The following is a 14,155-nucleotide window of genomic DNA, read 5'->3' on the forward strand; positions in this document are numbered from 1 at the left end:
GACACCGCCCTTTCACGGCGGTAACACGGGTTCGATTCCCGTACGGATCATTGTCATGACCTTTAGGTCATAATAAAATTATCGCGGGGTGGAGCAGTTGGCAGCTCGCCGGGCTCATAACCCGGAGGTCACAGGTTCAAGTCCTGTCCCCGCAATTGATTCTTATTTCAGTTGAATGAAGGATCTACTATCGCGAATCCGATTCGCGTCATGCGCTTTTGAAGGGCCTATAGCTCAGCTGGTTAGAGCGCACGCCTGATAAGCGTGAGGTCGATGGTTCGAGTCCATTTAGGCCCATTTGTACTATCTTTATGGTCCGTTGGTCAAGCGGTTAAGACACCGCCCTTTCACGGCGGTAACACGGGTTCGATTCCCGTACGGATCATCATTGCAAAGCACTCTTTTGAGTGCTTTTTTCTTACACGTAAACAGGCAGCTGCACCCGTCAATTCGACTGGTGCAGCTGCCTGTTTCTGTTAGACCAAGAATAGTATGGAATAACCCAGCGTGAAAAGAAAACTGTAGTTGGACAGATAATGTTCAATTCTGAGGGCGGCTTGAAATCTTTTTTTGAATAAAGGAAAGACCAGTAGTGTGGACAATCCGAATAAGCTGATGGCCCATAGCGAGCTGCTGAGATTAAATATTTGAAAGATTGCTGTGGCATAGGCTAGCATGAAGGAAGTCATTTTCAGAAATTTTGAGTGCTTCAGAAGCAGTTGTTGATAATAAGTCATTGGGCGATCGCTGCCTGTGGTATTTTTGATTTGAATCTGTATCAAACAAAAGATATGGAACAGGATCAACGGAAGCAATTCGTATTGCAGCTGAAGTGGGATAAAGTTTGCTTGCGAAAAAAAGGATACAGATGAGAGAATCAATATTTTAAAGAACGGTCTCAGCAGTATCTCGTAAAAAGTGTTTGTCATACTGTACGGATAAAATTGTAAGATCGAGTAAACAAAATACAGCAAAAGAAGGGCAGCCAGGATCACATTCGATAAAGAGAAAATGATGGTCAAAGATCCGATCGAAAGGATCACGAAAAACAGTATCATTCTATAGGGAGGTTTGGTGCCGGCTTGTTCACTCTTTGAAAGGAGCCGTTCGAGGGCATGGGTTAACATCAGAAATAGATAAAGCATGAAAAGCAGCAGATAGTTGGGTCCGTTGAATGTCATTCCTCTCCATGCTCCGAAATGAAGCAGCGTCAAAGGGGCTGTCAGCATCGCCAAAAAGGTGTGGTTCATCAGGTGCATGAATTGTCTCTTGATTGTCAGCATAATCTCTTCCTTCTTCATTAATGGGTACAGTTAGTGTATCATCTCATACATATTGCGCAAATTCATCATAGGTTAACGTCATTGTGATGTCAAGCTACTTAAGAGTCATAAGCGCCCAAAAAAGTTTCGCTGCGTATTTTTGCGCGCACGATCCATGGCACAATCCATGGCACAAAAATGAAATTCTCTTATTTTTTGTTGCTTTTTTGATGATGATAGCGTATATTAGGTATGTTGCTTTTCAGAGGCTAATTGCAATATCCCGATAGGATTCACAATATGTGAAGACGCCTTGTAACCAAAAAATGGGGGAATGAAAAATGGTAGAAAAAAGATTATTTACTTCAGAGTCAGTAACGGAAGGTCATCCGGATAAAATCGCTGATCAGATCAGCGATGCAATTTTGGATACACTGTTGGCTGCTGATCCATATGCGCGTGTTGCTTGCGAAACGATTGTCACAACAGGATTGGTAGTTGTCTTTGGTGAAATCACGACAAGCGCATACGTAAACATCCAACAGATTGTCCGCGATACTGTAACTGAAATTGGTTATACACGTGGTAAATTTGGTTTTGATGCGGATAATTTGGCTGTAATGGTATCTTTGGACGAACAATCCGACGATATCGCAATCGGCGTCAACGAATCATTGGAACGCAGAGAGCTAGTGACTACGGATTACAATGAAATCGGGGCAGGAGACCAAGGTTTAATGTTCGGTTTTGCGATCAACGAAACGGAAGAATTGATGCCTTTACCTATCTCGCTTAGTCATAAGCTAGCGAAACGTCTATCTGAAGTCCGCAAAGACGGTACTTTGGAATACTTAAGACCGGACGGGAAAACGCAAGTTACCGTGGAATACGATGAGAACGGCAAACCGAAACGTGTGGATACAATCGTTTTGAGCACGCAACATGATGAAAATGTCACGTTGGAACAATTGAAAAAAGATATTTTGGAGCATGTCATCCATGCGGTCATCGATGATTCATTATTGGATGCTGACACTAAATACTTCATCAATCCTACAGGACGCTTCGTTATCGGCGGACCTAAAGGTGATTCCGGTCTGACTGGAAGAAAAATCATTGTTGATACTTACGGTGGGTATGCGCGTCATGGTGGCGGAGCTTTCTCAGGTAAGGATGCTACAAAAGTTGACCGTTCCGCAAGTTATGCGGCCCGTTACATCGCTAAGAACATTGTTGCGGCTGGGTTAGCTACAAAATGCGAAATCCAATTGGCATATGCGATAGGCGTTGCTGAACCCGTATCGATTGCGATCGACACGTTCGGTACAAGCGAATATCCAGAAGCTACTTTGATTGAAGCTGTACGCAAAAACTTCAATTTGACACCAGCGGGTATCATCCAAATGTTGGATCTGCGTCGTCCAATCTTCAAAAAAACAGCAGCGTACGGGCATTTCGGCCGTGCCGATGCTGACTTCACTTGGGAGAAGACGGACAAAACTGAAGCTTTGCTTTCATATGTCCAAGCTGGCAAATAATAATAAGCACAAAAAACTGCAACTCGTTTGCAGTTTTTTTGTGCTTATTTCTATTTCATATACGGCGTTTTCTTTTTCTCGATGGCAATCAAAATCGGGGGCTCATTCATCTGATTGATGAAGCCGTAGTACAGGACCTTGAATGATGCTTGATTCAAACCGCTGATGTAATCAAGCAGTGCCTTTTTCTCCACCATGCCGCCCGGATGCCCACTGTATACGACCAAAAGGATGTAGCTGCCGATCCGCAGCCTAGGCAACAAAGCGCTGACCGCCGTGATGGTCGTATCCTTTCGGGTGATGACAGTTTTGTCGGCTCCATGCAGGAAGCCCAAGTTGAAGATGGCACCGCCGACATCAGCATGATCGTCCAAAACATCCGCGAGTGTTTCGTGTCCTTGGTGAAGCAGGGTGACCTGATCTATCAAGCCAGCCAACAATAGCTTTTGTTTCGTGTTTTCGATGGCTTGTTCCTGGATGTCAAAACCGATCACTTTTCCTGCCGCTCCGACCAACGTAGCCAAGAGGACCGTGTCACTCCCGTTTCCGACAGTGGCATCGATGACGAGATCTCCCTTACTGACTGTTTCTTTAAGTAGTTTATGACTGAAGTCCACTGCGGACAACAACATGTTCCTCACCCTTATTCCTGATATTGTAGATTCCTTGATAGGTATTGCGACGTTCCAGTTCATGGTCGATTGCGTTCAGCACTTCCCACTTTTTGAGGCTCCACATCGGACCGACAAGGGTGTCTCGCGGTGCGTCACCTGTGATGCGGTGGATGACGATTTCTTGCGGAATGACTTCCAGTTGATTGCATACGAGTTCAACATATTCGTCTTTCTCCAATAACCTTAGCCTGCCTTGATGATAATCCCGAAGCATTTTGGTATTTTTCATCAAATGAAGCAAATGAATCTTGATGCCTTGGATATCCGAATCCAGCATGACACGGTTGACGCTTTCCATCATCATATCATGGGTTTCTCCAGGAAGCCCATTGATGAGATGGGTGCATACTGGGATATTATGCGCACGAAGTTCTTCGACTGCTTTCAAATAGGTGTCATAGGAATGTGCACGGTTGATGATTTTGCTTGTTTCTTCATGGATGGTCTGGAGTCCCAATTCCACCCAAATATAGTAACGCTTGTTCAGTTCCGCCAAATATGCGATCGTTTCCGGCGGCAGGCAATCTGGACGTGTCGCGATCATGATACCGACCACGCCTTCCTCATTGACAACTTGCTCATAACGATGGCGCAGAGTATCCACCGGAGCGTGCGTATTGGTGAAGTTCTGGAAATAGGCAATGTAACTCTTTACATTCGGCCATTTTTTGTGCATCATATCGATGCCTTTGCGCAATTGGACAGGCAGCGGGTCGATCCGGTCTTGAGCAAAATCGCCGGACCCGGAAACAGTGCAGAAGGTGCAACCGCCGTGTGCGACAGTGCCGTCACGGTTCGGGCAATCAAAACCGCCGTCGATAGCGACTTTGAAAATTTTTTCGCCAAAGTGTTGTTGCAGATGGTAATTCCATGTATGGTAACGTTTATTTGTGTCACTGTATAAAAATTGATTTGTCAATACTTTCACCTCACCATCCATTTTATCATGATTTTTGGCCTATCAGTAGACTATTTGACCGTGTGTGTTACATTTAATGATAGGCCAAAGAAGAAAAGGGCTTACTTTTAAGCAATGGAAAGGATTGTTACAGTTTTATTTCAATTGTTAAATATTAAATATGGTTATGAAAGCCATTCAAAAATTTGGGAAACAAACATATAATAGGTATGTTGGATAATTTTCTTAAAAGAAATTTAAATTATGCTCCATCATTTTAGAAATTCAGATGTTTTTCACTGCCAAAACGGCAGTATTTTAATAAAGGGAGTGGTATATTTTGGTGTTATCCAGAAACGAACGCATTACCCAAAAGAAAAAAGAACAATTGATCAATTCTTTTATCACCACGAATAAAAGACTGAAACGAAGCGTAGCGGTATTGAGTACGTCGTTCTTTATGACAACTGTCGTTAAGCCAGTCCAACTGGTTTTGGCAGCACAGTCGACTACACTTGGAACAACGGATACAAAAGTATATTCCACAAATCCCTTTTTGAATCAGATTATCCCGTCCGCGACCGTAATAGCCGCCCAAAATGATTTATATGCCTCCGTGATGATGGCCCAAGCCATTTTGGAAAGTGGCTGGGGTACAAGTGCTTTATCGACGGCTCCTAACTATAACTTGTTCGGAATCAAAGGGAATTATGACGGAGAATCCGTCAACATGGGTACATTGGAAGACAGTGGTGGGCAGAATTACTATCCAATCAACGCTGAATTCAGAAAGTATCCTTCCTATGCGGAATCCCTGCAGGACTATGCAAATCTTTTGTCCAACGGGACCAGCTGGAATCCGACTTATTATGCGGGTGCTTGGAAGAGCAATGCAGCCAGTTATCAGGACGCAACGACTTACTTGACCGGCCGTTATGCGACAGACACAGCCTACAGCACCAAATTGAACAGGATCATTGCGCAGTATGGGTTGGATCAATATGACAACTATCAACCTGTCGTTGAAGATGAAGTTGAAGAACCGGATGCTGGCAATGTCGACTTCGAAAAGCCGACTGAATCACCTGAACTTCCGACTGTAGAGCTTCCGGGGAGTACAGACGAAGATACTACAGAACAAGAGACACCGGGTGCACCTGCTGAAAATACAGAAGACGCCGAAACACCTGAAACACCAACAACACCGGATACTCCGGTCCAAGCGGGGGCTGCAGTCCATGTTGTCCAATCCGGCGACACGTTATATGCTATCGCTAAAAAATATGGGATTTCTTTGGTCGATTTGTTGACGCTAAATAAATTGAATTCCAATATGATTTATGTAGGCGATCGACTGGTGCTGCCTGAAAGTGTCGTAGTCGAGGATGAGACACCTGCGGAGGAAGTGGATGAAGAAACAACTTCACCAACCACACCAACTGAAACACCGTCAGACACGACAACTGCGTCTTATACAGTAGTCGCTGGCGACACCCTTTACAAAATCGCGAACGCAAAAGACTTGACAGTCAGTGAGTTGAAAAGCTTGAACACGCTGACGGGCGATACCATTTACGTAGGCCAGAAGTTATTGTTGGGCAAAGCGACAACGACTACACCGGGTACAACCGAAAACGGATCAAACAGCAATACGGGGCAAACGACTACCCAATCCTATACCGTTAAATCAGGCGACACACTGTGGTCGATCGCGAACGCTAACAGCATGACCGTCGCTGCATTGAAGAACGCAAACAGTCTGACGTCCGATGCAATCTATCCAGGTCAGCTTTTAAAAACAACCAGCACTTCGACAGGCACTACCACACCAACTACCGGTACGAATACGGGCACTGCGGGAACCACTGTCACAGGAGCTTTCATTAAACCAGCCAGCGGATACATTTCATCTCCTTTCGGATACCGTACGTCGCCCATCAATGGTGCGTTGGAATTCCACAGGGGCATTGATCTTGCAGGCAGCGGCAATATATCCGCGTCACAAGCAGGCGTTGTGGAAGTCGCTACTTATCATTACAGCTACGGCAACTACGTCGTCATCAACCACGGCAAAATAAATGGCGTGACCATCAAAACGCTGTATGCGCATATGCAATCCGGGCTTTCGGTATCTGTAGGACAGACCGTCAGCCAAGGGCAAAAAATCGGCGTGATGGGAACTACCGGCAGCTCGACAGGAGTGCATCTGCATTTCGAAGTGCAGGAAAACGGGACCGTCGTCAATCCGGTGAACTACATCAATGGCACCACTAATGTGACACCTGGAGTGACAACACCATCCACACCAACAACAACGCCATCGAACGGCAGCAGCGTCGTTGTCGTGTCCGGAGATACTCTTTGGAAACTTGCGACCGCGAACGGCATGACGGTTGCAGATTTAAAAACATTGAATAACTTGACTAGTGATGCGATTCTGACGGGTCAAGTCTTGCTTTTGAAGAGTGCGGCTACGGTAACACCAACCACACCGACAACTCCAACCGTGACACCAGGATCAACAACCGGTAAAGTAACGGTAGCATCTGGCGACACGCTTTGGAAACTCGCGAATGCGAACGGATTGAGCGTATCCGAACTGAAATCCCTGAACAATCTGACGAGTGACGTCATCGTTCCAGGCCAAACATTGTTGCTAAAACCAACTACGACAACACCGAGTGTGACGCAACCGACGACACCAACAACGCCGACAACGCCTTCTACAGCAAGCACGACCACGGTAGCGTCCGGCGATACGCTTTGGAAAATCGCGAGCGCCAACGGTTTGAGTGTAGCGGCCCTGAAAGCATTGAACAGTCTTAGCTCTGATGTCATTTTGCCAGGCCAAGTGTTGACGCTTAAGAGTGCAACAGTCACAGCACCGACCGTTACACAGCCGACGACAACAGCGCCGTCAACGTCCACGACGACGAGCACAATCACCGTGGCATCCGGCGATACGCTCTGGAAAATCGCGAATGCGAACGGCCTGACAGTTGCAGGACTGAAAACACTGAACAACCTGAGTTCCGATTATATTTATCCGGGGCAATCATTGAAAGTGAAGGCCACGGTTACGACCGGGAATACTTCGACCGGTGTAACGACGCCTACTGTAACAACACCTTCCGTTCCGACTGTCACGAACAAAGTGTACACAGTCCAAAAAGGGGATACGCTCTATAAAATCGCATCCGCAAATGGCGTTTCGGTTGCGGACCTGAAGACTTGGAACAACCTGAACACGGATATCATTTTTGTGAACCAATCTTTGAAAGTGGCTGCAGCGACAACTTCAGCGCAGGTTTCAGCACCAACTACAAGTGCTCCTGCGGCATCCGCTAATACGTACACTGTCCAAAAAGGCGATACTTTGTACAGCATCGCCAAGAAAAAAGGCGTTAGCTTAGCGGCTTTGATTGAAGCGAATGATATTACGTCCAACATCATTTATATCGGTCAAGTAATCAGCTTCTAATCTCAAAAAGGATTGACTTAGGTAGGCATCAAGTCTTGATGAAATGAGTTTTATTTGTTAAAATAGCAGATGAATCAATTCATAACTGAAAAAGACATAGAGAAGGAATAGTAGGGAACAGCTTTTTTGAAGAGAGTGCATGGGTGGTGAAAATGCACAAAGAGCCTCCTGAACTCGCCTTTGAGTTGTTCCGCCGAAAGAAAAAGTAAGCGAAACCGCATCGCTGCGTTATAGGCATGATAAGGAATGCAAAGACATTCAATATAGGTGGTACCACGAAAAAACTCGTCCTATAGGCAGAACCAGTGATGGATGCTGCCTATAGGGCTTTTTTTATGGACCATTACCTGTTTGGATGAATGAAAAGAAAAGGGTGTTGCTGGAAATGGGCTATACGCATAAAACGATCGAGAAAAAATGGCAAAAATATTGGGCAGACAACCGCACTTTCAAAACGACCGAAGAGGGCGGGAAACCGAAATATTATGTATTGGATATGTTCCCTTACCCATCCGGCCAAGGATTGCATGTAGGCCATCCGGAAGGCTACACGGCGACGGATATCGTTGCCCGCGCAAAACGCGCGCAAGGATTTAACGTATTGCATCCGATGGGTTGGGATGCTTTCGGATTGCCGGCTGAGCAATATGCGTTGGACACCGGTAACGATCCGGCTGATTTTACCGAGCTTAACATCAAGACCTTCAAACGCCAGATCCAATCATTGGGATTCAGTTATGACTGGAGCCGCGAAATCAATACGACAGATCCGAGCTACTACAAATGGACGCAATGGATCTTCACAAAATTGTATGAACAAGGTTTGGCCTATGAGGCGGAAGTTTCCGTCAACTGGTGTCCGGCGCTCGGCACTGTACTTGCCAACGAAGAAGTTGTCGATGGCGTAAGCGAACGTGGCGGCCATCCGGTCTACCGCAAACCTATGAGACAGTGGATGCTGAAAATCACTGCCTATGCAGAACGCCTGCTGGACGATCTGGAATTGGTGGATTGGCCTGAAAGCATCAAAGAAATGCAACGGAACTGGATTGGACGTTCAGAAGGTTCGAACGTCACTTTCAAAATCAAAGACACGAATAAAGACTTCACGGTCTTCACGACCAGACCGGACACGTTGTACGGTGCTACCTATGCGGTTATGGCACCTGAATTGCCATTGGTGAAGGAAATCATGTCCGGGCAACAGGCCGAAGCCGTCGAAGCTTATATCGATTCCATTTCACTGAAGAGCGATCTTGACCGTACTGAGCTTGCAAAAGAGAAGTCAGGAGTATTCACTGGCGCTTATGCAATCAATCCGGTGAACGGCAAAGAAATCCCGATTTGGATTGCCGATTATGTTTTGGCGACATACGGAACCGGCGCCATCATGGCCGTTCCTGCCCATGACACCCGCGATTATGAATTTGCCAAAAAATTCGAATTGGAAATCATCCCGGTCCTTGAAGGCGGAAACGTCGAAGAGGAAGCCTATACGGAAGATGGTTTGCACATCAACTCCGATTTCCTGAACGGTCTGGATAAAGCGACAGGGATTGCGAAAATGAACGAATGGCTATCCGAAAACGGATTGGGCGAAAAAGTTATTTCCTATCGTCTGCGCGATTGGTTGTTCTCGAGACAGCGATATTGGGGCGAACCGATTCCGGTCATCCATTGGGAAGACGGCACATCGACAACGGTTCCTGAGAATGAACTGCCGTTACTGTTGCCGAAAACCGATCAAGTGAAACCGAGCGGCACTGGGGAATCCCCGCTTGCCGTCATCGCTGAATGGGTCAATGTAGTCGATCCTATTACCGGCATGAAAGGCAGACGCGAAACCAATACAATGCCGCAATGGGCAGGCAGTTCATGGTACTTCCTGCGCTTCATGGATCCGCATAACCGCAATGATCTTGCTTCAAACGAAAGACTGGACTATTGGCAGAACGTCGATCTATACATCGGTGGTGCTGAACATGCGGTGCTTCATCTGCTGTATGCGCGCTTCTGGCATAAATTCCTTTACGATATCGGCATCGTTCCGACGAAAGAGCCGTTCCAAAAGTTGTACAACCAAGGCATGATCTTGGGCGAAAACAATGAAAAAATGTCCAAATCCAAAGGGAATGTCGTCAACCCGGATGACATCGTGGAAAGATATGGCGCAGATACACTCCGCATGTACGAAATGTTCATGGGACCGTTGGATGCATCATCGACATGGAGTGAAGGCGGCATCGAAGGCAGCCGCAAATTCTTGGATCGCATTTGGCGTCTGCTTTTGGATGAAAATGACAAGATGCGGGACCGCATCACAACCATCAACACGCATGAATTGGACAAGGTTTACCATCAGACAGTCAAGAAGGTAACCGAAGATTACGATAATCTGCACTTCAATACAGCAATCTCACAGATGATGATCTTCATCAATGAAGCCTACAAAGTGGATGCATTGCCGTTCGAATACGTCACTGGCTTTGTTCAATTGCTAGCGCCAGTTGCGCCTCACTTCGGTGAAGAGCTTTGGGCGAAGCTGGGCAAACCGGAAGGCATTTCCTATGTTGCATGGCCAACTTATGATGAATCTTTCCTTGTCGAAGACGAAATCGAAGTCGTTTTCCAGATCAACGGTAAAGTGAAAACAAAAGAAATGGTTCCTTCTGATATTTCCAATGATGACATGATCGCATTGGCATTGGAAAACAGTGTCATCAAAGATGGCATCGAAGGCAAAACCATCAGAAAAACCATCGCCATCCCAGGGAAATTGATCAATATTGTAGCAAACTAATCCGAAAAAATAAAGAGAACGCACACCCCAACGCTGACGGGGTGTGCGTTCTCTTTAATTATTTGTGTTCTTTTAAATAGGCTTCTGAGGCCATACTTAAGGGATGATCAACACTTGACCGACACGGATAAGATTCGGATTGGTTATGCCATTTGCGTTCACGAGCTGCGTGATGGTTACGCCATAGCGGAGCGCGATGGCATATAAAGTATCCCCGGCTTTGACTGTATAGGACGTTCCGGTTGTAGGTGTCGTTGGAGTCGTCGGCGTTCCGGTGCCAGGTATCGTCAACACTTGGCCGATACTGATCAGATTCGCGTTAGCGATGTTATTGGCGGTAACGATCTGTTGGACCGTGACCCCGTACTGCAAGGCGATGGCATACAGGGTATCCCCGGCTTTGACTGTGTAACTGGTCCCGGTTGTGGGCGTTGTAGGAGTCGTAGGTGTTGTAGGCGTTCCGGTGCCAGGTATCGTCAACACTTGGCCGACGCGTATCAGGTTGGCATTGGTCATGCCATTTGCATTAACGATTGCTTGGACCGTCACACCATACCGCAAGGCGATGGCGTACAGGGTATCCCCGGCTTTGACAGTATAGGATGTTCCGTTTGTCGGCGTTGTAGGAGTCGTGGGCGTGCCTGTTCCCGGAATCGTCAACATTTGTCCAACGCGGATCAGGTTGGCATTGGTCAAGCCATTGGCGTTAACAATCGCTTGGACCGTCACACCATAACGCAAGGCGATCGCATAAAGGGTGTCCCCCGCTTGGACGGTATAGCTGGTTCCTGAACCGGTTCCCGGAGTGCTAGTAGTGTTCATAAGCTGAGAGAGGGTCACAAACGAGTAGCCCATGGCCCGCAACTGATTGATCATGTTAGGCAAAGCGGCGTTCGTTCCGTTGGCACCGTAACCGGCATGCATCAATACGATGGCTCCCGGCACGACATTGTTGATGACACGGTTGTAGATATCAGTGGATGAATTGCCTGTCCAGTCGAGCGAGTCGATTGTCCACTGGAAAGTGTAACTATATCCGGCGTTTCCGACTGTTTGCAAGACGGTACTGTTATAGGATCCGAAAGGAGCACGGAAGAAAGGTTTTGTGCTCTTGCCGGTGAGGTTTGCGATGATTGTTTCGGTGCGATTGATTTGATTTGTCATCTCGGTCGTCGATACCGTTGTGAAGTCCGGATGATTGTAGGAATGATTTCCGATATCATGACCAGCTGCGACAATGTTCTTGATTGCTTGCGGATGATTTTCAGCACCTTGACCAGTGAGGAAGAAAGTGGCTTTTACATTATTGGCTGATAATGTGTTCAGAATTGATTGGATATAATATCCGTCCGATCCATCATCAAACGTTAAGGCAACAACCTTATTGGATGTGGAGCCTTGGTATATGATCTGCGAGGTAGCAGCCAAAGCAGGTGTTGCCGAAAAGGTGAAGAAAAGCAGGAGCGAAAGGAAGAATCCGAATAAATGTCTGAACCCCCTTCTTGAGGTGTTCATTTTTATTCCTCTTTTCTATTGCAGACTATGCGACTCGTTTGACGTGACAGCGTTGAAAGCCAAGTGCCGGTGAATGTGATTTTGGCAAAAAAAGGGATTAGCTTAGTTCTTTTTCACACTTACATTTTACCATAAACGTTTAGGTGATGATATGAAAACGCATGCAATTAAATGGGACATTTAGCTTGGAAATGTCAGGGAATATTCCGAATTGTTAGGATTTTGCAAAATAAGACTGCCATAGATTGAAAAAAAACGGATTTTTGGTAAAATACTTGAGTGATGGTATTATTATCTTTCATTCATCGGGAAGAAAGCGGGTTGCAAATGTCAACAGATAGAAAAGTTAACGAAGAAAATGAAACAACCAACAATAAGATGGTGCAAGGGACTTTTTGGATGACATTCGGGAGCATTTTTTCCCGATTGATCGGCGCACTCTACATCATCCCATGGAACGCCTTGATGGGCTCGACGGATGCGGCCAACACGGCCAATGCCCTTTACTCGATCGGCTACACACCTTATCAGCTGTTCCTTTCGATCGGGATAGCAGGCTTCCCTGCAGCGATGTCCAAGCAGGTGGCCCAATACAATGCAAAAAATCAATACCGCACCGGGATCGACATCTTCAAGAAGAGCATGTTCTTCATGATTTTGACGGGCGCCGTCAGTGCCGCATTGATGTATGGATTGGCACCGATGATCGCTGAGAACAGCCCGGCCGCTTCACCTGAAGACGGAGCATTGGTAATCCGGGCCTTGGCACCAGCTTTATTGTTGGTACCAGGTATGAGCTTGATGCGCGGTTTTTTCCAGGGCTATCAGGATATGGTGCCCTCAGCGATTTCGCAAGTGTTCGAACAGGTCGGCAGGGTAATCTACATTCTGGGCGCCACCTACATTGTGATGCAACTTATGGATGGCAGCATCGCCACAGCTGTTGCGCATTCCACTTTCGCTGCGTTGGTGGGAGCGATCGTTGCAACCATCATCCTGCTTTTTTATTACAAAAAGAAAATGGCCGAATATCAGCCATTGATCGCCAACAGTGAACCTTCCAGCAACATTCAGACGACTGCGGCCATCAAGAGCATGCTTCAGGAATCGATCCCGTTCATCCTGATTGGCTCAGGCATCACTTTCGCCAAGCTGATCGATCAGGTGACGTTCAAACCAATGATGGAGAACCTGACGAGCTACACAGGTAAGGAAATCGAGGATCTTTTCGGACTGTTCAGTTTCAACGCCGACAAACTTATCATGATCATCGTTTCATTGGCGGTCGGGATGGCCACAGCCGCGGTGCCTCTGATTGCCGCCGAGTTCACGAAAGGAAACTTCCGTGTGCTGCAGAGCCAGGTGAGGGAGATCATCCAACTTTTCGCTTTCATCATGCTTCCGGCATCATTGGGGATGATGGTCGTTTCGGAACCAATCTACAACGTGTTCTATCCGCTTCATCCGGTAGGTCCTACGCTATTGGCGGTATCGGCTTTAATGAGCATCGTTTTGGGACTGTTCACGGTTCTCGGATCGATTTTGCAGTCTTTGAGCCGACATAAGACAATGATCTCCTATCTGTTGGTTGGACTAGCGGTTAAAGTGGTCATGCAGTATCCGATGTTGGCTTTGTTCGATACGGCAGGCGCATTGGTTGCGACGACGATTGGATTCATCGTGACGGTACTCTTGAGCGGATGGAAAATCTATCACCTGACCCATTTCGGGCTGGTTGACACGTTGAGAAAAACCGGGAAAATTTTGGCAGTCGCCTTGGTCATGACGGGCGGCGCGTTCATCGCCTTGAAAGCCAGCATGCTTGTCATTCCGATTGATCGCAAGTTGACGGCACTTGTGGTTGTCGCCATCGTAGCGGCAGTCGGAGGCTTCGTCTACTTGTTCCTGACCCTGAAATTGCGCATCGCTGATGACATTTTGGGCGCCAAAGCGAACGGCCTGCGCAGAAAAATGCGCATCAAATAAG

8 protein-coding genes, 3 tRNA genes, 1 riboswitch and 1 other annotated feature are annotated in these 14,155 nt (G+C 46.8%); of the genes, 7 read left to right on the top strand and 4 right to left on the bottom strand.

Features of this window, described 5'->3' with window-relative positions:
- Nucleotides 1-82 precede the first annotated feature (82 nt).
- The 3 genes from C7R56_RS02790 (at nucleotide 83) to C7R56_RS02800 (ending at nucleotide 385) form a co-directional block, all read left to right on the top strand.
- Nucleotides 83-155: transfer RNA gene (locus C7R56_RS02790), tRNA-Met, on the top strand.
- A 68-nt stretch (nucleotides 156-223) separates the two neighbouring features.
- A tRNA-Ile gene (locus C7R56_RS02795) sits at nucleotides 224-297 on the top strand.
- A 16-nt stretch (nucleotides 298-313) separates the two neighbouring features.
- Nucleotides 314-385: transfer RNA gene (locus tag C7R56_RS02800), tRNA-Glu, on the top strand.
- A 91-nt stretch (nucleotides 386-476) separates the two neighbouring features.
- Here the strand turns inward: C7R56_RS02800 and C7R56_RS02805 are convergent.
- Complete coding sequence (locus tag C7R56_RS02805) at nucleotides 477-1,283, bottom strand: hypothetical protein (protein ID WP_107995094.1); 807 nt, start codon at nucleotides 1,281-1,283, stop codon at nucleotides 477-479.
- 247 nt (nucleotides 1,284-1,530) lie between these two features.
- Nucleotides 1,531-1,606, top strand: a riboswitch (SMK box riboswitch).
- Here C7R56_RS02805 and metK point away from each other — a divergent pair.
- Complete coding sequence (metK, locus tag C7R56_RS02810) at nucleotides 1,604-2,800, top strand: methionine adenosyltransferase (protein ID WP_107995095.1); 1,197 nt, start codon at nucleotides 1,604-1,606, stop codon at nucleotides 2,798-2,800. (Overlaps the previous riboswitch by 3 nt.)
- Nucleotides 2,801-2,850: 50 nt before the next feature.
- On the opposite strand, the gene C7R56_RS02815 is transcribed toward metK, so the two are convergent.
- Both C7R56_RS02815 and C7R56_RS02820 read right to left on the bottom strand, forming a co-directional pair.
- Entirely contained in the window at nucleotides 2,851-3,432 is a 582-nt protein-coding gene (locus C7R56_RS02815; RefSeq protein WP_107995096.1) for a class I SAM-dependent methyltransferase, read from the bottom strand.
- Nucleotides 3,401-4,393 (bottom strand): TIGR01212 family radical SAM protein, encoded by a 993-nt coding sequence (locus tag C7R56_RS02820; protein ID WP_234402560.1) that lies wholly within the window; start codon nucleotides 4,391-4,393, stop codon nucleotides 3,401-3,403. The genes C7R56_RS02815 and C7R56_RS02820 overlap by 32 nt, the downstream gene beginning before the upstream one ends.
- A gap of 322 nt (nucleotides 4,394-4,715) precedes the next feature.
- Between C7R56_RS02820 and C7R56_RS02825 the strand changes: the two genes are divergently transcribed.
- The gene (locus C7R56_RS02825; RefSeq protein WP_327229074.1) at nucleotides 4,716-7,853 is read left to right on the top strand and encodes a LysM peptidoglycan-binding domain-containing protein; all 3,138 of its coding nucleotides are present in this window, start codon (nucleotides 4,716-4,718) and stop codon (nucleotides 7,851-7,853) included.
- Between the two features lie 88 nt (nucleotides 7,854-7,941).
- Nucleotides 7,942-8,149 (top strand) — a binding site (T-box leader).
- Nucleotides 8,150-8,238: 89 nt separating this feature from the next.
- On the top strand, nucleotides 8,239-10,653 hold the full coding sequence (gene leuS, locus C7R56_RS02830) for a leucine--tRNA ligase (protein ID WP_107995099.1): 2,415 nt from the start codon (nucleotides 8,239-8,241) through the stop codon (nucleotides 10,651-10,653).
- Between the two features lie 96 nt (nucleotides 10,654-10,749).
- Here leuS and C7R56_RS02835 read toward each other — a convergent pair whose 3' ends face one another.
- On the bottom strand, nucleotides 10,750-12,168 hold the full coding sequence (locus tag C7R56_RS02835) for a LysM peptidoglycan-binding domain-containing protein (RefSeq protein ID WP_107995100.1): 1,419 nt from the start codon (nucleotides 12,166-12,168) through the stop codon (nucleotides 10,750-10,752).
- A 327-nt stretch (nucleotides 12,169-12,495) separates the two neighbouring features.
- Between C7R56_RS02835 and C7R56_RS02840 the strand changes: the two genes are divergently transcribed.
- Nucleotides 12,496-14,154: a putative polysaccharide biosynthesis protein gene (locus C7R56_RS02840; RefSeq protein WP_159072134.1), complete on the top strand. Its 1,659-nt coding sequence runs from the start codon at nucleotides 12,496-12,498 to the stop codon at nucleotides 14,152-14,154.
- Nucleotide 14,155 lies beyond the last annotated feature (1 nt).

Source organism: Trichococcus paludicola (genome assembly GCF_003052295.1).
GTDB classification, from domain to species: domain Bacteria; phylum Bacillota; class Bacilli; order Lactobacillales; family Aerococcaceae; genus Trichococcus; species Trichococcus paludicola.

What these genes read in the sequence shown, in the direction of transcription:
- C7R56_RS02805 (WP_107995094.1), bottom strand. Translation starts at nt 1,283, where the DNA reads ATGCTGACAATCAAGAGACAATTCATGCACCTGATGAACCACACCTTT.
- metK (WP_107995095.1), top strand. Translation starts at nt 1,604, where the DNA reads ATGGTAGAAAAAAGATTATTTACTTCAGAGTCAGTAACGGAAGGTCAT.
- C7R56_RS02815 (WP_107995096.1), bottom strand. Translation starts at nt 3,432, where the DNA reads ATGTTGTTGTCCGCAGTGGACTTCAGTCATAAACTACTTAAAGAAACA.
- leuS (WP_107995099.1), top strand. Translation starts at nt 8,239, where the DNA reads ATGGGCTATACGCATAAAACGATCGAGAAAAAATGGCAAAAATATTGG.
- C7R56_RS02835 (WP_107995100.1), bottom strand. Translation starts at nt 12,168, where the DNA reads ATGAACACCTCAAGAAGGGGGTTCAGACATTTATTCGGATTCTTCCTT.
- C7R56_RS02840 (WP_159072134.1), top strand. Translation starts at nt 12,496, where the DNA reads ATGTCAACAGATAGAAAAGTTAACGAAGAAAATGAAACAACCAACAAT.